24 protein-coding genes are annotated in these 20,586 nt (G+C 60.6%); 6 read left to right on the top strand and 18 right to left on the bottom strand.

All coding sequences use genetic code 11. The annotated features are described in order from the left end of the window. Positions 1–6 precede the first annotated feature (6 nt). The 7 genes from KP707_RS14550 to KP707_RS14520 are packed head-to-tail and all read right to left on the bottom strand — an operon-like array spanning position 7 to position 4,913. Positions 7–1,155 carry a hypothetical protein gene (locus tag KP707_RS14550; RefSeq protein ID WP_215751717.1) on the bottom strand — a complete coding sequence of 383 codons (1,149 nt, stop codon included), beginning with the start codon at positions 1,153–1,155 and terminating at the stop codon, positions 7–9. Continuing rightward, the gene (locus tag KP707_RS14545) at positions 1,152–1,646 is read right to left on the bottom strand and encodes a lytic transglycosylase domain-containing protein (protein WP_215751718.1); all 495 of its coding nucleotides are present in this window, start codon (positions 1,644–1,646) and stop codon (positions 1,152–1,154) included. Before KP707_RS14545 ends, KP707_RS14550 begins: the two co-directional genes overlap by 4 nt. Next, on the bottom strand, positions 1,643–2,062 hold the full coding sequence (locus KP707_RS14540; protein WP_215751719.1) for a hypothetical protein: 420 nt from the start codon (positions 2,060–2,062) through the stop codon (positions 1,643–1,645). Before KP707_RS14540 ends, KP707_RS14545 begins: the two co-directional genes overlap by 4 nt. Beyond that, on the bottom strand, positions 2,059–2,307 hold the full coding sequence (gene icmT, locus KP707_RS14535) for an IcmT/TraK family protein (protein WP_064273037.1): 249 nt from the start codon (positions 2,305–2,307) through the stop codon (positions 2,059–2,061). Before icmT ends, KP707_RS14540 begins: the two co-directional genes overlap by 4 nt. Further along, the gene (locus KP707_RS14530) at positions 2,307–3,473 is read right to left on the bottom strand and encodes a type IV pilus twitching motility protein PilT (protein WP_215751720.1); all 1,167 of its coding nucleotides are present in this window, start codon (positions 3,471–3,473) and stop codon (positions 2,307–2,309) included. The genes icmT and KP707_RS14530 overlap by 1 nt, the downstream gene beginning before the upstream one ends. Further along, positions 3,470–4,468, bottom strand: coding sequence for a type IV secretory system conjugative DNA transfer family protein (locus KP707_RS14525; RefSeq protein WP_215751721.1), 999 nt, complete (start codon positions 4,466–4,468; stop codon positions 3,470–3,472). Before KP707_RS14525 ends, KP707_RS14530 begins: the two co-directional genes overlap by 4 nt. Continuing rightward, the gene (locus tag KP707_RS14520) at positions 4,461–4,913 is read right to left on the bottom strand and encodes a DotD/TraH family lipoprotein (RefSeq protein ID WP_215751722.1); all 453 of its coding nucleotides are present in this window, start codon (positions 4,911–4,913) and stop codon (positions 4,461–4,463) included. Before KP707_RS14520 ends, KP707_RS14525 begins: the two co-directional genes overlap by 8 nt. A gap of 225 nt (positions 4,914–5,138) precedes the next feature. Here KP707_RS14520 and KP707_RS14515 point away from each other — a divergent pair, with 225 nt between their 5' ends. Continuing rightward, entirely contained in the window at positions 5,139–5,435 is a 297-nt protein-coding gene (locus tag KP707_RS14515; protein WP_077804200.1) for a type II toxin-antitoxin system RelB/DinJ family antitoxin, read from the top strand. Beyond that, on the top strand, positions 5,392–5,679 hold the full coding sequence (locus KP707_RS14510; RefSeq protein ID WP_252348897.1) for a type II toxin-antitoxin system RelE/ParE family toxin: 288 nt from the start codon (positions 5,392–5,394) through the stop codon (positions 5,677–5,679). Before KP707_RS14515 ends, KP707_RS14510 begins: the two co-directional genes overlap by 44 nt. A 44-nt stretch (positions 5,680–5,723) precedes the next feature. On the opposite strand, the gene KP707_RS14505 is transcribed toward KP707_RS14510, so the two are convergent. The 10 genes from KP707_RS14505 to KP707_RS14460 all read right to left on the bottom strand — a co-directional run bounded on the left by KP707_RS14505 (position 5,724) and on the right by KP707_RS14460 (position 16,783). Further along, positions 5,724–8,828, bottom strand: a complete 3,105-nt coding sequence (locus tag KP707_RS14505; protein WP_215751723.1) for an ATP-binding protein — start codon at positions 8,826–8,828, stop codon at positions 5,724–5,726. Between the two features lie 13 nt (positions 8,829–8,841). After that, complete coding sequence (locus KP707_RS14500) at positions 8,842–9,489, bottom strand: hypothetical protein (protein WP_252348896.1); 648 nt, start codon at positions 9,487–9,489, stop codon at positions 8,842–8,844. A 6-nt stretch (positions 9,490–9,495) separates the two neighbouring features. Next, complete coding sequence (locus KP707_RS14495) at positions 9,496–9,927, bottom strand: hypothetical protein (RefSeq protein ID WP_099213461.1); 432 nt, start codon at positions 9,925–9,927, stop codon at positions 9,496–9,498. 103 nt (positions 9,928–10,030) lie between these two features. Further along, positions 10,031–10,564, bottom strand: a complete 534-nt coding sequence (locus tag KP707_RS14490) for a hypothetical protein (RefSeq protein WP_215751724.1) — start codon at positions 10,562–10,564, stop codon at positions 10,031–10,033. Positions 10,565–10,574: 10 nt separating this feature from the next. After that, complete coding sequence (locus tag KP707_RS14485; RefSeq protein ID WP_215751725.1) at positions 10,575–11,768, bottom strand: hypothetical protein; 1,194 nt, start codon at positions 11,766–11,768, stop codon at positions 10,575–10,577. 67 nt (positions 11,769–11,835) lie between these two features. Next, a complete protein-coding gene (locus KP707_RS14480) occupies positions 11,836–13,122 on the bottom strand; it encodes a DotG/IcmE/VirB10 family protein (RefSeq protein ID WP_064272963.1) in 1,287 nt (428 codons plus the stop codon). Next, the gene (locus tag KP707_RS14475) at positions 13,119–14,096 is read right to left on the bottom strand and encodes a DotH/IcmK family type IV secretion protein (RefSeq protein ID WP_061500999.1); all 978 of its coding nucleotides are present in this window, start codon (positions 14,094–14,096) and stop codon (positions 13,119–13,121) included. The genes KP707_RS14480 and KP707_RS14475 overlap by 4 nt, the downstream gene beginning before the upstream one ends. An 11-nt stretch (positions 14,097–14,107) precedes the next feature. Next, positions 14,108–14,737: a DotI/IcmL/TraM family protein gene (locus KP707_RS14470; RefSeq protein ID WP_194258202.1), complete on the bottom strand. Its 630-nt coding sequence runs from the start codon at positions 14,735–14,737 to the stop codon at positions 14,108–14,110. Between the two features lie 127 nt (positions 14,738–14,864). Next, a complete protein-coding gene (locus KP707_RS14465) occupies positions 14,865–15,908 on the bottom strand; it encodes a hypothetical protein (protein WP_215751726.1) in 1,044 nt (347 codons plus the stop codon). A 98-nt stretch (positions 15,909–16,006) separates the two neighbouring features. Beyond that, complete coding sequence (locus KP707_RS14460) at positions 16,007–16,783, bottom strand: helix-turn-helix domain-containing protein (protein ID WP_215751727.1); 777 nt, start codon at positions 16,781–16,783, stop codon at positions 16,007–16,009. Positions 16,784–16,946: 163 nt separating this feature from the next. Here KP707_RS14460 and KP707_RS16880 point away from each other — a divergent pair, with 163 nt between their 5' ends. From KP707_RS16880 to KP707_RS14440, 4 genes are read left to right on the top strand one after another with little or no spacing between them, the layout of a single operon-like run. Then, positions 16,947–17,363 (top strand): hypothetical protein, encoded by a 417-nt coding sequence (locus tag KP707_RS16880; RefSeq protein ID WP_252348895.1) that lies wholly within the window; start codon positions 16,947–16,949, stop codon positions 17,361–17,363. Between the two features lie 54 nt (positions 17,364–17,417). Next, positions 17,418–17,804 carry a hypothetical protein gene (locus tag KP707_RS14450; RefSeq protein WP_215751728.1) on the top strand — a complete coding sequence of 129 codons (387 nt, stop codon included), beginning with the start codon at positions 17,418–17,420 and terminating at the stop codon, positions 17,802–17,804. Continuing rightward, complete coding sequence (locus KP707_RS14445) at positions 17,801–18,343, top strand: hypothetical protein (protein ID WP_064272969.1); 543 nt, start codon at positions 17,801–17,803, stop codon at positions 18,341–18,343. Before KP707_RS14450 ends, KP707_RS14445 begins: the two co-directional genes overlap by 4 nt. Further along, positions 18,343–19,179, top strand: a complete 837-nt coding sequence (locus KP707_RS14440) for a hypothetical protein (RefSeq protein WP_252348894.1) — start codon at positions 18,343–18,345, stop codon at positions 19,177–19,179. Before KP707_RS14445 ends, KP707_RS14440 begins: the two co-directional genes overlap by 1 nt. A gap of 106 nt (positions 19,180–19,285) precedes the next feature. Here KP707_RS14440 and KP707_RS14435 read toward each other — a convergent pair whose 3' ends face one another. Then, positions 19,286–20,368, bottom strand: coding sequence for an IS5 family transposase (locus KP707_RS14435; protein WP_215769428.1), 1,083 nt, complete (start codon positions 20,366–20,368; stop codon positions 19,286–19,288). Between the last annotated feature and the right edge of the window lie 218 nt (positions 20,369–20,586).

Raw genomic sequence — 20,586 nt, 5'->3', positions numbered from 1 at the left:
TGTCCTTCAGGCGGAGCGGAGCGTGGAGAGGGCGCGATCAAGCACCGGGATGTAGAGGGGGCGACGCAGACGCTGTTCCTCGGACCAGTGGGCACGGGCGCCAGCGGCTTCGATCCGGGGATTGGGATGCACGTCTTCATTGGGGTTTTCACTGGGGTAGCCCAGAGAGTGCAGGGCATACCAAAGCGGCCGGTCGATCAGCTTGACGATGGCGAAGGCGGGCGGCGCCAGCACACCAGCCTCGAAGCGGGCATCGCACAGAAGCGTCATGAGGGCGGTCGTGGTCCAGCCGTGACGGTCACAGCTCTGCGCGATCGTGGCCTGCACATCGGGATCTGCAAGGAAGTCCTGCGCGTTCTTCAGGACCTCTGCGGGCACCTTCAGGCTGACCTTCGGGCCGGTATCCCCATCAAGGCCTGCGTCTGCCAGACCCTCAGACAGTTGTCCGAGCAGGATCATGGCCTCATCGCGACGCTTGAGTTTGTGCAGCGCAAAGGCCGCAAAGAGCACCTGGGCCGCTGGCGGGGTCGCGCGTGGACCGGCCGTTGTGTAGTGCGGGCCGAGCTGACGCTCGAAAGCTTCCTGCGCGCAAACCTCACTGAAACTGCCATCAGCGGCCGTGGCAAAGCGGCTGCGCCATTCGTCGGCCGTCAGGGCCGGATCGGCCGGAAGGGGGGCTCCGGTGGACGGCGCAACCAGTCGGGTGATGCGGCGCTTTGCAAACCCGCGCAGGGTCGGAAACATTTTTGCCTGCACGGCAATCAGGCCTTCGAGATCGAGGACGGCCCGCAGCGCCTTGTTCTCCCCGAAGAAGAGGCACAGGCCCGCGCAGATTCCACCGACCAGGACCGCAACCCACCGAAGTTGCATCCCGACGATGGACAGGCCGTAATAGAGCTGGATCAGGCGAATGGACGCCGGATGGTGCAGGGCCTGATGAAGCTGGACATTCAGATGCGCCAGCTCCGGGGTCGGCGAGAGGATGCCGAGCTGCCAGATCAGGGCCTCGCAGTAGAAGCGGCTGATCTCGGTGTGGAAGGTTGACCAGACCATATAGGCCAGGACAACCATGCCCAACAGTGCAACACCGGCCAGCATCAGGGTGATTTCCCCTGACGAGCGCGAGCCTGAGGACCGCGAAGCTGTGCCACTCATGCCGGGTCTCCTTGATGGCTGGTGCGGATCAGGGTCTGGGAAATCTCGTAGAAGCGCTTCAGGTAGGCCGTGCCAAAACGAGGCGTATGGGAGTGATAGCCTGCGACGGCCTGCCAGAGATCGCCCCGGGCCTTGGTCATTTCCTGACCGAGGATCCAGCCGCCCGCTTCAAGATTGGCGCAGGAATTGTTCCGCAACGCCGCATAGGCGCGGGACGGGGTGGTGTGCCAGTGGCGCGAAATCTCGGGAACATGGATCGTATTGACCTGCATGGGGCCAAGGTCGGACGTCCCGTTGGTATTCTGCACGGCCTGACCGGGATGGCCTCCTTCGACGTAGAGCAGGACCAGCATGACGCCCGCTGGCACATGCGCGTTATGAGCGGACTCCTTCAGGCAGGCCGCAATCTGGCGTCCGCCATCGTCGGCCGAGGCAGCCGGGGCCGCCATGAGGGCCGCGAGGGCCAACGGAAAGAAAAGGCGGGTTTTCATGCGGCCTGCTCCTTCTGGACGGAGACAGGCTGAAGACGCGCCATACTCGCCTGCCAGAGGCCGGTCAGATCACACAGATTGATCTGGCCGTTCTGAACCGGAAGCGCATCCAGCACATCGAGCAGGCAGAGCAGGACCGTGACGGCAGACTGCGCATCATGGTCGATAACGGTCACGCCAAGAGCGGCCTCTGGATCATCGACCAGCGTCAGGCCAAAGCCGTGCCGGGTCATTTCAAACCAGAGCGCCTCTGCGGTGATCAGGAAGGCTGGCAGGAAGCCGCTGCTGGACGCCGCGACCGTACTGGCGCAGGGGGTTGAGTTGGTGGCATCGCTCAGAATGACGCTGAGGCCCTTGCGGTCGATGGCCCGGACCAGAACGTCTGACAGGAGCGTGACGGCAGGAGACGGTGTCATCCGTAGCGCCTCCGTTTCCAGGTCGGCCGCCCGGACCGGACGGGGCCGGTGATGAGGCGACGAACGGTTCTGAGGGCAGCCGGCAGCGTCAGACCAAAGAAGCTGATCGTTGCAAACAGGGCGGTGCCCAGAACGCCGATATACAATGTCGTCCAGCTCCAGTACGTGACCGTTACAAGGAGCGGGAGACAGGCTCGGCCATCAAGGATGGCCAGGCGGACAGGTTGTGCGGTTGCGCGCCACATCAGGCGTCTCTCCTCCAGGCGTCGTTGGCGGTCTTTTCAGTAATCAGCCCCTCTTCCAGGGCTTTGCGGATGGCGACGGCGTAGCTCTGGCCGTCGCTCTCGATGGCCTGCGCCACAAGGTCGGGCCAAAGCTCGCTTTCGGTTCGCATGAGCTGACGGCGCAGGTCCTGGTGAAAGGTCAGGAACTCGCGCACAGCCACACGGCCCCCGCCGACCCGTTCCAGAAGACGCTGGTTGATGACGAAGCGCAGGGACTGCGCCAGCGCGCTCACGAGGTTGTCGCGTTCAGCCCGTGGGCAGAGCGCAATGGAACGCTGGATCATGAGCGGGCCGTTATCGGCATGGATGGTGGTCGAGAGCTTCCCGCCCGTAATGGCGCAGTTGATGGCCGCTTCCATGGTCGGACCGTCTCGACATTCGCCAAGGACCAGATCCGAGTTTTCACGGCGCATGGAGCCCTCGACAAACAGGGGCGGTGTCAGATTGGGCGGACGGATCTCGGTTTGGGTGATCCGGTTGCCGTTGGGTGGCTTGAGGCTGTCGAAGAGGAACTCGATTGGCTGCTCGCCTGTGGAAATGTTGCACGAAACAGTCGGATCCATCAGCCGCTCATGGATCAGCGCGAACTGTAGCGTGGTCTTGCCCGATCCCGTCGATCCTCCCGTGAGCACCATGCCGCTTCTCAGCAGGTTGGTGTCGCGGATCTCCTGCTCGACCCGCTGCTCATCCAGACTGGCTGGCAGGGTCGGGATAGGCCGGAAGACCAGATTCATGCCAGGGCCGCGCATGGTCTGCACGGGAAAGATGTTGATACGAAAGCGCAGGGACTCACGGCGGTTGAGCGTGACGCTATAGGCCGTATCGAGCTGAAGGCTGATCAGGACACGCGCCGAGCCGTCCGCGCCATAGACGTGATCCACGATCTGCTTGAGATCCAGCGATGTCGTGGGGTCCATGGTGGCGTAGCGGTTGCGGCCATGAACCGTCAGCGCGGCGCGATGACCGGTCAACAGGTCAATCCGCGACGCGCCGAGGCCATGCGCCCATTTCAGGAAGTCATCGAGACCGGGCGCATGTTTCCGGGCTTCAGCAACCCAGGGGTATTCTCGCTTCGCCCGTTCGTGTGCCCAGGTTTCGGTGTCGCGCAGTTTGAGGACGGCGCTCATCGGCAGTCCTCCGGATAGGCGACGCGGGTGCGGGCCTGGAGGCCGGGCTGTCCGGTGATCCGGATGACGCGGTCGCCGAGATGCAGACTGTCGCCGCCGCCCACGGCCTGACGGTTCTCGAAGACCACGCGTGGCTCTTCGACACGACCGGCCCGCAGAAGCACGCGGTAGCGGGCCATGCCCGTGATGTCGCGCTGAAGACGGGAGAGATCGGACAGGTAGATCTCATCAGCCACCTTTTCTCCGGATGCCCAGCCTTCGGCCACCCAGTCGTTCCAGTGCCGCACTTCCTTGTCCGTGTGAGGCAAAGCGGATGAGGCCGGATGACGCGGCTTGTTCCAGGAGCGGACGAGATAGGTCCGCCAGTTCGGGGCGGCGGACGTAAGCTGTGCCTCTCGGGTAATCTCGAAGACGCAGCGGCTTTCATGAGCGATGGTGCCTGTGTCGTTCAGGGCGAAGGCCATCTGCGCCTGACTGACGATCGGGGGCTGCATCAGCGTTTGACCATCACCGACCGGCAGGACGAAGGGGCGGAAATCGAACGTCGTGTCGAGGATTGGCTCGTTGTGGCGCAACATTTCGTTGATGGCGAAAGACCGCGCCGCCTGTCCGCCCTGTGCGCCGTAGGTCAGCGCGGCCTGACGGATCTGCTCGCGTCGGCCTGGCTTGAGGTCGTCGCCGGCTTCATCGTTTGGTCGAGCGTCCTGCAAGGCTTCGAGAGACGGTGGGGCCTCACCGCCTGTGATGCGGTCGAGCTGAAGCGCGCCCGTGACCGGGGTGTTCGCAGGATTGCCCAAGGCCTCATCATTGGCGTTGACCTGATCCGCGCCCGGCTCAGGCGGGTTTGGCATGGACACGAGCGTCACGCTCCGGGCTGGCGGAGGAAGGGCGCTTGTGGACGGCATGATGGTGCCGTTGTCGGCCGCACCTGCGAGAGACGGAAAAGCGAGAAGGGCGGCCGTTGCGAGGCCGCAGAGCAGGGCGCGATCAGCCATGGTACGTCACCGAGATTGCGTGGGAGAGGGGATCGACAGAGACGGTGGCCTGATCTCCCGCCTGCTCGCCGAGCGCGCGCAGGTGGTCAATCACCGGGGCCACGGCATTGATCTGGACAGCGACCTTTCGATGCGGGCCGAACGCGGTCACGCTGTAGCCGATGTCCTTGCCGAGTTTGCGCACGGCAGGCTCAAGCGGCCCTTGCCAGACAAACCAGACCTGACGCTTGAGGTCAGCGGGCAGGCCGGGATCCGGCGTCATGGGCGGCGGGGTAGGGCGCAACGTGCCGAGCTGGGCCAGATCCGCGTCGGTCGTGGCAATGGCGCGTTGCAGCGCAAGCTCGGGATTGGCCATGCCTGTTGTCGCGACAGGCTCGGGCGGCTTGGTGGCGCAGGCCGAGAGGGCCAGCAGAAGAGCGGGTGTGAGAAGGTAGTGGTGTCGCATGGATCCCTCCAGATGTTGGAAGGATCATCGCGAGCCTATCTGCGACTTTCAGAAAAAAACTTTACGGCGGTTCATCGCCATTCAGGGATGAGTCTTGTTTACCCCGTTTTTTTTGTGTTGCTTTTGTTGGACATATGTTTGACAAATATTTCTAGTAAGTCGGTCCCATAGAGAAGATACGCGAGTGCCAGTGAGTGCCGCAGAGTAAAGAGAGATCCCGACACGATGCCCCAGATCACTGCAAACACAGCCCATTTCGGAATGCGGCTCGAAGCCGATTTCAAAGAAGAGTCCTTCAGGAAGGTCAAGGAACTCGGAACGACGCCTGCTGACCTGTTTCGGGACGTTCTTGAATATGTCGTCAGAAACAACCGTCTGCCGATCCGCAAAGAAGTCGTGAGCGACGATGACGCCGTTCTTCTTGATCTGGTCAAGAAACGCCTGAAGAACCCGGGGGAAATTATGAGGAACGTGAGCCTTGACGATCTACTCTCTGGACATCCCGGAAGTCGTAAGGGATGAACTGTACGCTCTGGATTATAGCGTTGCAGAACGGTTTTTAAAAAAACTTCGCAAGATCCTGCACAACCCCCATGTTCCAAAGAACAAGCTACGCGGTTTGCCGAACTGTTATAAAATCAAACTGCGTGATGATGGCATCCGGGGCGTTTATCAGGTGCATGATCAGGAGATCAGAGTGCTTTTGATCGCTGTCGGCAAGCGCGACAAAAGTGCAGTTTATGAAACTGCAAAAATCCGATTGTGAAAACAGGGGGGCTCTTGCCCCCCTTCTTTTGTCGGTGGTGTGTCCTAGGCCGCCGCCCGTTGTTGCTCGTCCATGGCTTCCAGGCGTTCGTACAAGCCGCCTGCAATGCCCTGACCTGAGAGAATTTCCTCGACCAAAGCGTCCATGACCCCCTGTTGGGCCTGTTCGTCCTGAAGAAACGAGCTTTTCATCGCCAGAGCCTTGCGGCGTGCCAGTTCCTTTTCCGCACTCCCGCCCGGAAACACGATGGCAAGGCACCGCAAGGCGCGGCTTGAGGGCATCCGGGCAAAGAGACGCGAGCGCAGAGCAGTATCGTTTGGCGTGCTGGAGAAGGCCCAGAGTTCAATGGGGCCGAGCACGTTGACCAGAAGCTGCTCATATTTGCCTTCGGCCGCGTTCATCACCACGAAGAACGGCGCACCGTTGCGGCCTGGACCGGGCAGGCGATTGCGGACGACATAGGCGCTGGCAGGCGTGAGCTTGAAGTTTTCGATCATCTCGTTGGCCTCGCGCTCGTCGCCGCATTTCAGGATCCAGCGGGCCGTGGACTGCCCCACGAGATCGGCGCTGAAGTCGCCGCTGCGCTGGCTGATGAACGAAAGCTGGACGTTGTGCTTACGGCCTTCACGAACGTCGCGGATCGCCTGCTTATCGACTTGCGGGGCCTCCTTGGGACGATGCCACTCTTCGAAATCGAGGCGCTTGATTGTCTCTTTCATCTCGGTGAAGCGGCTACGATGGTGCTCCCGCACATTCTCCGGCATGACCGGCAGATCCGCATATTCCGGATGCAGGAAGAAGTTCCGGCCGATCAGGTAACGGCCGAGCATATACATCAGGGCCGTCTGCCGGTTTGCACTCTCTGATCCCTGTGGCGCGACACGGGCCAGATCCAATACGATAATCCGGGCATCACCGAGATCAAGCTGGGTCGGCTCGGAGAGCGTCGGATATTTCTTGATCGCCGCCATGATGTAGCGTTCGAACGCATCAATCAGCGTCTCCTGCGTCGGCAGGATGATCTTGGAATAGCGATTGAAGATTTCCGGCGCACGGGCCGCTGCAATCAGATCCTGAAGAACCGGAACGGCATGACGTTGGGCAATCCCCGCCAGACGATGCTCGCCCGCAGCGATCAGGGCCGTTACCACGTCACGCCACCAGGTCGGATCCGCGCTGTCGAGATCGCCCTCGGCCGCCGCGTGGTGCGGGAGCTGGAGGCCGAGGCGATGGATAGCCTCATCCACACTGGGTTCGATGCCCTCGCGGTAGTGCTTCGGATTGCCGCCTGCAACACCCGTGCACTGACGATAGGCCTCCGCAATCACGTCGCCGACGAGCTGGTCCATCCCTTCGAAAGGCTGACCATCAAGGGGTGTGGCCAGCAGCGACACGAAATTGTCGATCGCGACCTCTTCGAGCGGCAGCGGATATTCAAGGCCGACCTGAAGGTCGAAGATATTGACCTCAAACCCAGGAGCCATCTGCATTTCCACGAAGATGGCCTCATGGGCACGATCCGGCCCGAGCGCGTTGCGGACCATTTCGATAAAGCCGAGAGACGCATGGCCGATGTCCAGCTTCGCCAGCAGCGGCAGCTTGACGCCATTATTGCCCATGGCCGCAGAACTCAGGAGCAGGCCGAGAAGAATGGTGTTTCCGAGCACGGTCTTACCGCTGCCTGGAGGGGCGACGATAATATCCGCGATATGCTCACGGACACCGCCGCCAGTCGGATCGAACGGCCAGATCCCGCCATCGGGCTTGCGAAAGAGGATGGAGCCTTGCGGGAAGGGTGAGGCGCTTCGCATCCACGGCATCATGCTCATGGCATCGCCGAGAGGCGCAAGAGACGGGGTGGCCGTAGAGCCCAGAGAGAGCACGGGAACCGATCCCATGGCGGCCTCAAGCGGATCACCCGGTACCCGGGTCGTTTTGCAGCCGCCCCAGCTTTCAATGCCCTGAGACAGATCGGCCGCACGGCGACGCAGCAGCTTGTCTTCGCCGACTGGTGCCCAGGTGCTGGCGGTCATCCGCATCCGGACGGAATTATGGTTTTCCGTCTCGCGCATACGTTTGATGGCCTGAAAGGCGCGCGTGATGTCCTTGTTGCCCGGAAACATGCCGAGCATGGTGGCCCCCGTTTCCTTGATCGCGAACGCAGCCTTGCCGCCGCCTTCGAGGATCATGGAACTCCGCCAGGGCAGACGCTTGCGGCCCAGAGTGTTGAGCAGTTCGGAGAACGGGCGCGGATCCTCGGGGCCGAGAAGCATGTCCACGGGCGCATAGGTATAATCGCCGACCGTCACGAGCTGACCACCCTGATTTTCGGCGTCTGCGTTAAAGATCTGGTCGCGCAGGGACGGCCAAAGCAGATTTTCGGTCTTTTTGCTCTGTTTTTCGTCATCCGGGAGACGGGGCATGACAGGGTCGCCTACCAGCGTCGGCTTCCAGCCGCTTCCGGCCGTCTCGCGGTAGAGCGTCTCACGCGCCAGCGTGATGGATTCATCGGCGCGCAGCAGCGTCGTGGAAATGCCGAGATTGGACATGCTGTCCTGCACGCGCGCGACAAAGGCGTCGTGACGACCGGCCATCAGTTCAGAGCGTAGGGTGAAGCGCTGACCGCTCCCCGCTTTTGGCCAGGCCTTGACCTGATCTTTCCGCTCCGCCGCCACCTGTTTCTTTTCTTCGCGGGTCAGCACGGCGGGTCGGGTCCACAGGATGTAGCAGGCATCTTCCCACCGCATCACCTGAGGCCACCGCAGGCGGCGCTCATTGATGATGTCGTGGAAGTCGGCGTTCATCATGCGTGAAATCTGCTCGCACCCGTTGAGCGCCAGCAGATCGACGGCCACACGGGCCTGATCGGGGTCGGAGATGTACCAGCCTTCGATCGCATGGCCGGTGCCTTCGAGAAGGCCTTGCAGCTCGATGCGCTGTTGCTCGGCGATGGCCTCAACGTCTGCACGCGAGCACATGGTGCGCAGACCGTTCACGCGCAGAACAGAGACGTACTCGCCCCGCAGCGTTACGAGCCGGTCCTGATGAACGGCATCCGTGTGATTGGTCTCGACATCACAAAAGGATTCGAGGGGCTGACGAAGAAAGAGGCTCGCGCTGGCAAGCAACTCGGTCAAAAAGCCAGACATTGGAAACTCCGCGTCAGGATGGGGTAAGAGCAAGGGCCTTGTCGAGGAAGGCCGGATAAACGTCAGCGCCAGCGTCGAGCAGTCTGCCGGTCGGCAGAATACGAAGGCCTGCGCGGAGCAGATCGAGATTGCGTCGGACGGCTTCATCGGCGCTGCCACACAGGCGCATGGCCGTTGTGACCTGACGGATGGAGCCCGATTGCAGCCGGTGCTCGGCTTCCGCGCGCCGACTTTCGAGCAGACGCAAGAGCGTCATGGGCGTGCGGAAAGAGGGGGAAAACTGCGTGCCGAGCAACGGGTCCGGGATAGCCTTGAGGATGGTTTCCCAGAACTGGCGGTCAGACTGACCCTGCTGGCGGGCCATCAGGCGGAGCGTCTGATGGGCGGTCCGGGCGAGAAACATCAGGCGCGACTGAGACATCTCGGGCCACCAGACGAGCATGGCTTCGGCGTCGATGGCTGCACGCGATGTGTCCTGAAGAAGATTGCACACCTGGCAGACCCTGAGACCGACCCCTGAGGAGGGACCGGTCCATGGGAGACCTGCACCGGGCGACGGCAGGCCGCAGCACGCGCAGGTAAACGCGCCATCCGACCCGTCTTTCCCGGGCCGGATCTCCTGGTCGAGACCAGGCTGGAGGAAGAACGGATCGGAGGTCATGTCGGCTTACTGGAACTGGTAGCTCTTGGCGGTATTGCTGATTTCAGCATTCCCGTTGGAGGCCGTGTTTGCAGAGTTGTTGATCCACTTCGGACCCGTTGCCGCCACACCGGCCAGAACGAAGCAGACGACGCCGGCGATTGCCATGCCAGGGCGCTTCGTCTCTTCCTTCTGGGACTTGTAGAACAGCACGATACCCGTCACGAGGGCGACAATGGCCAGAGCGTAAAGGGTTGCGGCAGACCCGACACCGATGGTGTCCGTGCCTTCCTGCGCCATGTTCTGGATCTGATGGCCAAGACCGTTGCTGGAGGCTGTGCCCCCTGCGGCAGCAAGGGCTGTGCCAGCCATCACCATCGGCAGCATGGTTGCTGTTGCAACGGTTGCGCCGATCTTGGTGAGGGCGCGGGAAGAAGACGGGGCTGTCTGGGATGTCATGAGTTGTTTCTCCGTTGTGAGGGACAATCCCCTCTGCCGACGACTCTGACCGCGTGATCTGCGACTGAGGCGGGAGAGGGGTATTTTTTTTCGTCAGCCCGTTTCAGGGCCAGAAAGAGAGGATCCAGGTCGCGTCCTTGACCGGATTGAGGAGCATGACGCCAAAGACGTACTGAATGCCGCAGCCAAGGCGCTCGCGGTTCGAGCGGCCCCTCTGGATGGCAAACCAGGTCAGGACGGCGAAAAAGCACGTCCAGGCCCCGAACATCTGAAAGAACAGGGCAAAGTCTTTGACAATCGCCATGATCGCGTCTTTGGGGCCGGTGCCGGTGATCAGGCTGTCCGCCGTGCTGTAACTGGTCGCCGCGTCGCCCAGAGTGACCTGCACGTCCGTTCCGGCCGAGGCGGTGCTCTTGGTGAGGATGACATTGAACGAGGCGAAGACACCGCACAGGACGAGGGACAGATAGGGCAGCCAGGGCTTGTCCTGCAGGGCCTGAATGGTCGGGTGGTAATACTGGTAGATCCCGATCAGGCTGAAGATCAGGCAGGACACGGCCGCCGCATAGCAGGCCGTGGGCAGGAGCCAGCCCATGCCAACGGCGATTTCGTGGACGAGATTGACAAGGCCTTCCATGGTGGCCTCCTCAGTTCAGGTCGCCATGAGCCGTGTGCAGAACCCAGGTGGCGCCCTGCTGGCTAATGGTCAGGACCGCGCCGTAGCCCGGGATGACCGTGCCAACACCCACCTCGAACTGGCGGGCCTGCCCGCTTGGGGCCGCACTGTCCTCAATCATGGCGAGTTGCGGCGAGGCCGCGACGATCCGGTAGTGATGGACCCACGCAGGCTTTGGAGCCGGCCCCGCCACGGCGGCCGGAGCGGGTGGGGCGGCTGAAGATGTTGCGGCCACTGTCGCAGGCTTGTTCATGGCGGCGCTCAGGGCCGCACGCGCCTTTTCGGCGGCGGCATGGGCCTGGGCTGCTTCATCCGCACCGGGGTTTTCAGCGCCTGTCACGGCATGGTTGGCTTCGACCAGAGAGACGCGCCGCGTCAGATCGTTCAGCCGGTCTTCTTCGGCCTTGCGCTGTCCGGCAAGGGACTGGCGCAGCTCTTCGACTTCGCCGCGCTCGCGTTCAATCACGCGGGCCTCAGCCGTGACGAGCTGAAGCACGTCGATCTGCTGCTGCGTCGCCATGGACGCGGCCTGAAGGGTCTGGGCTGTCTTGACCGGATCGGCAGGCGGTGCGGGCGGCACAACGGCCGGAGCCTCAGTTCGGGGGGCGTCAGGCTGGGCTGACGCAGACTGCGATGCGGCTGACGGCGTTGCAACGCCGGCCGCAGGCGGCGCTTTCGGGGACGTCGCAGTGTCGGGCGGGCTCGCAGCAGCTTTCGGATGGCCGAGGGTCTGCATTTCTGCAAGATCGGCGGTTGCAGGAGGGGCCGCTACCGGAGCCGGTTCGGGGGCCTGGGCCACGGGCGCTGCCGACTGATCCATGCCGACTTCCTGGCCAGGCGCGGAGACAGCGCGATGGTGGTGCCCACTTGTCGCCAGAATCCCCACGAGGAAAACGGCGCAGATCCCGAGGCCCGAACCGCCGTAGAGTTTCTGGCGGGGTGTCAGTGCCTCGTAGCGCGAGATGATGGGCGTGAGAAAAGAAGCAGAGCCGGACGATGCAGGGGCCGTCGTGTGATTGTCATCATGGCCCGTGGCTTCGGGGGTGTCCCCGTCCGGACCGTCAGACACCGTGTCGTGCTGGTGAGGCGGTGGGGGCGCTGCCGGGACGGGATCCATCCGGCGTGGCGTGACTTCGGTGTTCAGGTGGTGAACTGTGGAACTCATAAAAAAGATCCTTCTGGCTGAGACTGCCAGAAGGATCGGGGAACGATCTGCGACTGAGTGCGAAAAATCAGGGCTTGTCGAGAACAGGATCCATGAACATCACACCTACGTTCACGTTGGCGGCGAGGATGATCCGCGCGCGTGTTGGCGTGTCCTGTGTCAGGGCACTGTTGACGGCCGAGGCGGCACTTCCTGCGGCGACACCGAGCTGCTGACCCATGTTCAGGCGCTGGATATAGTTCATGCCGCCCAGGGCGCTGTAGCTGCCTTGGACATTGGACGTGGTTTCGATGGCCTGCCCAAGGCCCTGCACGAAGGCTGCGGCGGCAGGCATGACAAACCGCTGGAAAATCAGGGGATCAACGCTGGAGGCGACACCCTGCTTCATGGTGTCGGGCGCCATCACCACGCCGTTGGTTGCGAGAGTGCGGCCCTGATGAATGATCTTGTTGACCTGCACGACCAGGAGCTGCTCGTTTCCGGGTGCCCGCGCAACCGTTGCAATCATGCGGTCGCCCGCAATCGGGCCGCTATCGGCTTCCAGCACGATCTGCCCTGACAGGTCGCTGTCGGTCGCTGTGACGGTATGGGCATAAATCCCTCGACCGGCCGGAATGAGCGCTGGCGCGGCGGCTGTATCATGTGAGGCCGTGGCCGCTGCGGAGGCTCCTGCCGCACCACGCGAGGCCATGGCTTTCTCGGCCTGGGGCTGCGCCTCCTGCTCTGGCTTGAAGACGGCTTCCTGAAGATCCGAGACAGGCGGCCGGGTCTGAAGGCCGCTTTCGATGCGCGCGATCTCTGCGACATAGCGGGCACGGCGCTTCTCGCGCTCCTGCTGCTCGGCCTGAGACGTCTCACCATTCCCGGATGCGGAATAGGCGGGATCGGTCTGGACCAGCGGGGCTTCCGGCGCGTTTTCGATGTGTGGAGGCCTCGGTGGTGGAGCTGGCGACGGTATCGGAGCGCTGTATCCGACTTCCTGGGGGTGAGGCGCTTCGGCTTCATGCGGAAGAACCGCATCCGTCCGCTCGCCCTTGGTGTTGCGTGTTACTGCGGGAGCGAGATCCGGGGTGTAGGATTTCCCGTCCCCCTCGGATTGCTGTGCGGCCTCAGTGTTTTGCATCTGGCGCAGGCGATCCTGCTCAGGGTTGGTATTGGTCCCACCGGGCAGAGCGTTCATCTCCACGATCTGCCCTGGATTGGATTTGGGCATCTGCTTGGTCTCATGATGTGAGACGAGAAGCACCAGAGCGATCACGGAGACGGCCGAGGCACCGAGCAGAATCAAGCGGCGGTTTCCTCCGCGTGTTGCGCTCGACAGAACGGATTTGAATTTGGGAAGCTTCGGGATCATGGCGTCATGTCCTTGAGAGACGCGGACACGGTCCGACCGGAATCCGACAGGAGAATGTAGGGGGTCTGGCGGAAGGCATAGAGGGTGTAGCCGTCTTCGCCACGCTCTGAGCTGTCCCAGGCAGGCGTCATGAGCGCCAGCCGCGTGCGGATGTAGAGTTCATTGCCCATGCGCCACGCCCGCACATCATCAGGAGAAAGACCCTCGACGCTCTGGGGAACGGCGGAGGCCGGAGCGATCCCGGACAGCATGGCATTCATGAACGGCTCTGCCGTGCCGGGGGCGGCTTCCGGACCCATTTCCTGCTTTGCATTGGGGCCGTCTTCGTTCACGCGGACCGTCAGGTTGTCATCATAGGTGCCGCGCCCTGCCAGAAGCAGGAAAGAGATCGGCTTGATTGCGCCCTTCAACGTGACGAGCAGGCCGCCACGCGGTGACAGCGACAGTGGCTCGATGTTGATGGTGTTGCTGCCAGCATAAGGAACGCAGGTGTAAAAACCCGTGGTCTGCACGGCAGGGGAACCCCCTTTGCCCCCGTCAGACGAGCAGTTCTTCAGACCATCCGGATTGGCGGACGTGCTGGTCGTGTTCCACGCAATCGGCCAGGGTGCTCCGGAGCGGTCCACGAACGAGACGGCCGTGGGATAGCCCTTGGTCGTGAAAATCAGCGATGTCTGCTGGCCGGGTGCGAAAGACACGCGAATGGCCGGGCGGCTTGTCGGAGCCGCGACTTCCGTAGCGACATCCTCACGCGCTTTCTGGTTCTCCTTGAGACGGTTGCCGAGGCGACGGATCATCTCCGGCGTCAGGGGTATGGCCTCATCTTCGGCGGCCTGCTGATCCTGTTGCTCGGCAGAGAGAGGGGGAGACGCTGGTGGGGTCTCCGGACCAGGGGCGGCCGACTGTGCCAGCGCGGTGAAGGGCATGAAGCCCATGAGGCCAAGAAGGGCTAACGAAAAGGAACGGGTTTTCATGGCACGGATCCTTACTGCGGGCTGGCCACGAGCTGGGTGATGGCAATGCCGTCGGGGTGATCAGCGTCATCGACACGCTCGACATGCACGGTTGCAATCAGGGTCTGGGAGCTTTCCACATTGACGTTCTCGCAGGTCTGAACGAACGGGAACTGCACGACGTAATGGTGATGACCGTTGACCATGTTTTGCTGGCGAATGGTGGCGGCACGCGTCGGCTGCGCGTAGCAGAGCAGCTTGGCCTCTTTCATTTTCGCCAGATTGCCGTCCTGGACGAAGGACTGCGCGAACGTATTCCAGCCATTGATGGTGAAATGCGATCCGGCTGCGTTAAGCTGCGACGGATAATCCCGGTAATTGATGTTGTAGGGCTTGAGCGACCACTTGATGACCCACGACAGGAAATCTTCCTGACTGAGGATTGGGCTGTTTAGTGCGATAGCCGGGCGAGGGGCGTTGATCCCATCCACGAAGAAATACTTCGGGAGTGGATGATACGACCAGGCGCGGGCCAGAAGAACGGCCAGAACGACCACGACAGCCGCGAGGGCGATGGACGTCTGCAAGGAACGCTCAACGATCTTTCCCTGAAAATCAGGATCGGTCAGGCGTCGGCTCAGGGATCCCGAGGAGCGGCTCATGGCGCGATGTCTCCGTGGAACGACAGCGGGGCTGCGGATGGCATTTCAAACCTCATGATGACTGTGTCATCGTCACCGTGACCCGTTGATCTGCGACTGAAGCTGAAAAAATGGAGAAATTTGCGGATTAATCGCCCGAGCGCATGACGGCGGTCTGCTGGTGCAAGCGGCTGATACGGCGGCCGTTACGGCGGGTGGTCCAGAAATAGAACCCGGCCTTACCGAGGCATTCGCGGCGCACGTAATCCATCTTGTTCAGATAGACTTCATACAGGGCCGGTTCGAACGCCTTGCGCATGTCTTTCTTGGAACGGCGAGGCAGGTGCAGCCAGCCGGACTGACTGACGATAGTGCGATCCGTCAGGAGGAAGTCCTCTGCCACGGCATCAGGGGACTGGTGTGCAAAATGTCGCATGGCGAGCTCGTGCTGCATTTCTACGGACCAGCGTGTGGTGCAGGCGTTCCGGCTGAAGCCGATGACCAACCCGGAGGGTGAGCTTCGGACCTGCCATCTGCGGCCCCGACGCTCTTCCGGTGTCAGGCGGGACGCCTGTTCCCAGGTGAGAATGACGGATGGATCAGCGGGAATAGCAGTGGAGGCAGGGGTAGGGCGGAGACTAACGAGCTTACGCTGGAGACTACGGACACTGCGGCCCATCTGTTTCGCAATGCGTTGGAGCCCGATGCGCCGCTCACGGTGGGCCAGAAGAGTGGCAACGTCGGCGTCCGTCCAGACCACCTCGGCATAACGCTCCCGGGCAGGCAGGCCGAGGGCGGCGCGTTTCTTGCGCACGGCCATGACGGTGCGATCGAGGCGCTTTGCGATAGTGGGAAGGTCTTCGCCCTCGGCCCATGCGCGGCTGAGGCGGCTGATATCGAGGAGAGACCATGCCCGAGGGCCATTCCTGAGCGGAGTGCGCTTGAGAACAAGTCCTTCCTCTCGCGCAATGGCCTCTATTTCGAGACGGCTTATGAAAAGTGCAGCCGCGATGTACGCGACGTTCACACCGTTCATCGTCATCTCAATGACGAGTGTCCTGACTTCCTCGGGAGTTTTCCCGAGGGAAATCAGGGGCTGGCCTTTTTCAATTTCAGCATACGACGAATGAAAAATCGCTTCTGCTACAACGCCACAGGCGGGAAGCGAGGAGCGGAGGCTGCGTGCAAACATCGTCGGAAATCCCTATCGCGTTTCAACGTATAAGGACTTATCCAACGATAGATCATCGTTTTCAAGAGTTATAACAACAAACGAAGGAAAGTTTTTTGTTAGTTCATTGATTTTTGAACCGCGCTACCTAATGCGTTAAAGCTGTCGTTAAAAAATTCCACCTGCTCGCGTACGCTCTGGATGTTGCTGTAGAGGCCGAGCGTGCGAAGAGAATTAAAGATCTCTTTCTGATTGGGTAGGCCGGGAAATAAATCGGCTGTAGCCACCTTCAAGGCCGCTGCGATGCGTCGAAGAGACTCAATTGATGGCTTTCGCAGGCCAATTTCGATGAGCTGCATAGCAGGCGTCTGATGGCCGCTAGCTGCGCCCAGTTCAGAGACGCTCATTTGACGGGCAAGCCGGATGTCTCTGATTCTCTCACCAAGCTGCCTCACCACAGGCTCTCGTGGATCGGCTTCTGCAGCCGTAGCCTCTTTGCCGTCGGCAATATCGTGTTCGCTGGCTAGATGAAGCTTGCGGATTAGATGAGACAAAGGCTCAGAAGTTTTCTGGAAGGCGTTGACCAAGTCCAGATATTTCTGAGTCTCATCTTCACTGATTGTAACTTCGATCGGCAATATATCATGATCATCAGGTGGGAGTATTTCATCGGGAGGACTTTTAAGAGCTAGAAGTATCTTATGCAGAGTCACATAAGATACATTTTTTCCTCGTTCGATATTCGAAATTGTCCCGACAGCCAAATCCGTTACGAAACAGATATTTACAACATTCATCCCCTTGCCTTCCCGGACATCCTTAATTCTCTGTCCAAGGTTCACAAGGTATTCGTCAGATTGGCCGTCACTTACCTGCGTCTCTGTTTTCTTGTTCATGGCTAGTTCTCTCTCTCGGCAGGCTTACGCACCGGACTTCGGGTCCGGATACTGCAAAATACCCACGAGAGCGCCCCTGACAACTGAGTTCGAATTTAACATTTCTCGTCAGTCGCATGTCGATCTGCGATTTAGAATATTAAGTTATTTCAGGAGAAACCGAGTGTTTGTAATCTTGCCTCCCGCCCATGTGCAGCCGGCTCCAGCGACGCCTAAGTCTTTGCTGACGGAAGCGGCTTTTGAGATCAGTCATGCGCCCCCGCCCCTTCCTTCGTCAGCCCCTTCGGGACCAGTCTCTCTTGCACCTCCCGCAGAGCCATCCGTGCAGGCCGAACAGCCAAAGGTGGTTCATCACTTCCGCATGACGTCCGGCTATGGCCATCAGGTGCCACTCTCGTTTGCGATCAGGCAGATCGTGCCATCCGGTGTCCGTGTCACTTACGGCGCAGGCGTTGATCCAGGTGAGGCCGTGGACTGGCAGGGCGGCCGGGAATGGAACAAGGTTCTGGCCACCACAGTTGGCCCACTCGGCGAGCGTATTGAGGTCGGGCGTGCACACGTCACTATTTTGAAGAAATAAGCGTTAGTCGCAGATCGACCTGCTTCTCTGCTGGGACTTACCCAGGAGAGAGGCATGTCATCAGACGATCAAACACCGCACAGGGAAACCCCGCCGAGTTCTCTGGCTCCCAATCTCGCTCTCGCACGCCACAATCTGCTTGAGCATTTTCGTGTCCGGAATGGACACACTTCCGGCACCGACGGGGCGGTCGTCGCCTCTCTGGCCGACCTTCTTGCGTCCCTGCCCAATGAGGAGCGACGGACCCTTGTTGCCGAGGTGATCTCAACCGTGGCCGGTGGAGAGGATCTTGTGGCAGCCGCCGTTGCCAGCCGTGCCGACCTTGTCACCTGGACCGACAGTCAGAAGCGGGCAGAACTCTCTGGCCGGGTTTTCTCAGAGGACCGTCTGGCGCTTTTGCGCGATCTTCTCGCCCCTGAAGAAGAAAGGTCGGCCGCATGAAACGGGCACCCTTTCTATTTATCGCGGCTGCCTTGTCGCTTCCCGTAGGTGCCTCTGCCGCAACACAGGGCAGTCAGGCCTGCGCCACCCTGACACAGGCCGCAGCGGACGCCGTCAACGGGCGGATCAAGGCCAACAATGCCTATGAAAAGCAGCCTGAAAGCGTCAGTGGCCTGTCGTGTCTCGACAAATTCTTTAACGGGACCGGCCTCAATCTCCTGACAAACATCGCCAACCCTGCGGCACTGATCAACGATGTTGTCGGGCAGGTCGAAGGAGAGATCTGTTCTGCGGCCCAGAGTGAGTGGAACAACACCGTCGGAGCCGCGCAGCAGTGTGGCCTGAGTCTGAACGGTGTGAATGTCGGTCTTGGCCTGTCAGGCGGGAATGGCCTGATGTGCCCCTCTCTGAATTTTGGCGGCAATGGTCCCCAGCTCGCGGCCGGAAGTCTCGGGAATGGGGATTCCAATGGCTACGTGCGCGGTGAGCCACGCTTACCGACCGGGTACACAAGCACACCGTTGGATGGGGTATTCTGATGAAGATCCGCCTCAAGCCAACAATCGCAACGATGCTCCTCTGCACGACCGTTCTTATCGCGATGCCGAAGCCTGCGAATGCGTTCATCGGTGAAGCCGCCGTGGTCGCGGCCATCAGTGCCCTGCAGAAGTTTACGGGCAGTGCGCTGTCGTCGATGACCAAGACCCTGACTTCTCAGTTGAATAATTCGATGGACAGCCTGACGAACCCGAACTCCGTCAGTTCCATGCTGAACAAGGGATTCACCCAGCTCAGTAACTACGAGAAGGCAGGTGTTGCGGCCGAGCAGCGCATCGCGGATGCGTCCAATACAGCGATGGCGGAGTTCGCTCGCCGCCAGCAGGACACCACGATCCGCGATGAGCACATGATGAACCCCGAGTTCTGCACGGGGATCGACGGGTCGCAGGCCACCCAGGGGGCTTCACAGTCGGCAAGGACGGCGACACGGGCCATTGCGACGATTACGGACAGTCGGGGAGAAGCCGACGCAGGAACGCCGTCTTACTACGGCAAGGGCCAGGGCGTGGCATCGAGCATGGCGCTGCACGGGCGGCGGTATTGCTCACAGGAAGACGTCACGGCCGGTCTCTGCTCGGCTCTCTCTCGACTGCCCAATGCAGACCAGCGGGCCATTTCGCTATTTGGGCAGGACACCCTGTCGGCTGACGGCGGTGTGGACGCTGCCAACGATTACAGCACCACACTCATACAGCCAGTGGCACCGGCCGCACTGCGCGGTGAGCAGCTTACGTCCACGTCCGGCCGCGAAGCCGCGTTGCGTCGTCGTGCCTACAACGCCCGCATGTGGAGGGATCGAAGAACTATTGGTTGATGTACCTTGGTTTTGATTTTGGGCTTTTGGCGTGCTGATTGACGCTATCTGGGACAACACTCGATCTGCGTTTTGAGCAGATCGAGTGTTGTCCCCTGCTGAATGACTACGCGCTCGCGTTCAATCTTTCGAGGAAGAGAAAGCGACGCATGTTGTAGACGATATTGGCCAGCCCGACCCTCATGGTGGCTCGCGTTATGCCTACAGTTCGGACGAACAGTCCTGTCTGCGATTTCTGATCGGCAAAGACATGCTCGACACGCGATCGGATGACCGACTTTCCAGCATTCGATTTCTGGATATGGCGGGGCATGGGKTTAAGGTGCGGCTTTTTCCTGTGAACCTTCGAGACAAAGCCATGCTCCTCCATGAAGTCCTCGTTGGCTTTCGAGCGATAGGCTGTGTCGGCCCAAACCGTTGAGGCTGTGTTGCTTTTATCCAGCAGCCCCTCTCTCAAGCGCGCGCCATCGCTGGCTGCTGCATCCGTCGTCTTCCATTTCCGGATGAACCGGTATTTCCGGTCGATGGAGACATGGGATTTGTAGCCAAAAAATGGAATGGCGAGATCGCTGGGTGGCATGGTTCCATCATCCTGCCGTTTTGCTTTCGTGAACTTCAGTGTCCAGCGCGCATGACGATCCTTGTGCGACAGCTTTCTGGGTTTGTCCTGCCAGTCTTCAGGAATACGTCCTTCCCGAAGATCGGCTTTCTCTGCGTTGGTGTTCCGCTGCTTTGGAGCAGCCACCAGTGTGGCATCCAGGATCTGGCCGGACATCGGTAAATACCCGGCGTTGCGCAGGGTCGCATCAAAGCGGTTGAACAGCCCATCGATCGCACCCGCCTGGGTCAGACGCTCGCGGAACAGCCAGACCGTTTTGGCATCAGGCACCCGATCTGAAAGTCCCAGACCAAGGAAACGCATAAAGGAGAGGCGATCGTTGATCAGATATTCCGTCCGCTCATCAGACAAATTGTTGAGCGTCTGGATCACCAGAATTTTGAACATCAGCACCGGATCAAATGGCGGTCGTCCGCCTTTGCTTCCGTCAGAATACGTCAGAGCCTTCTCCAGGTCAGGGCGGAAGACTTCAAAATCCACAGTCCGGGAAAACGCTTCGAGCTGATCACCAAGTCCGCTCAATCGAGCAAGCCGCTCTTCAACATCAAAGAAACCCGGCTGCTTCATGATCCATACTCCAATCAACGCAAGGAAAATGGAATCACAGAGCAAACCTCAATACCAGAGGGTTTTTCGAACCCTCCATCTTGATCGGGATAAGAAGCCAAATAGTAAAACTGTGAGCTCATAAAATCGGAGTCAAATGCGTCGCACAATTGCTGGAAATTGATGAGGCGTGTAACCAAACCGCTTGGGCGAGCGAATATCCCACCATGAGCAATTGGGTG

Source organism: Gluconobacter sp. P5E10 (assembly GCF_018812145.1).
Classification (GTDB): domain Bacteria; phylum Pseudomonadota; class Alphaproteobacteria; order Acetobacterales; family Acetobacteraceae; genus Gluconobacter; species Gluconobacter cerinus.
The sequence above is the reverse complement of the archived record's forward strand: the minus strand, read 5'-3'. Positions and strand labels throughout refer to the sequence as shown.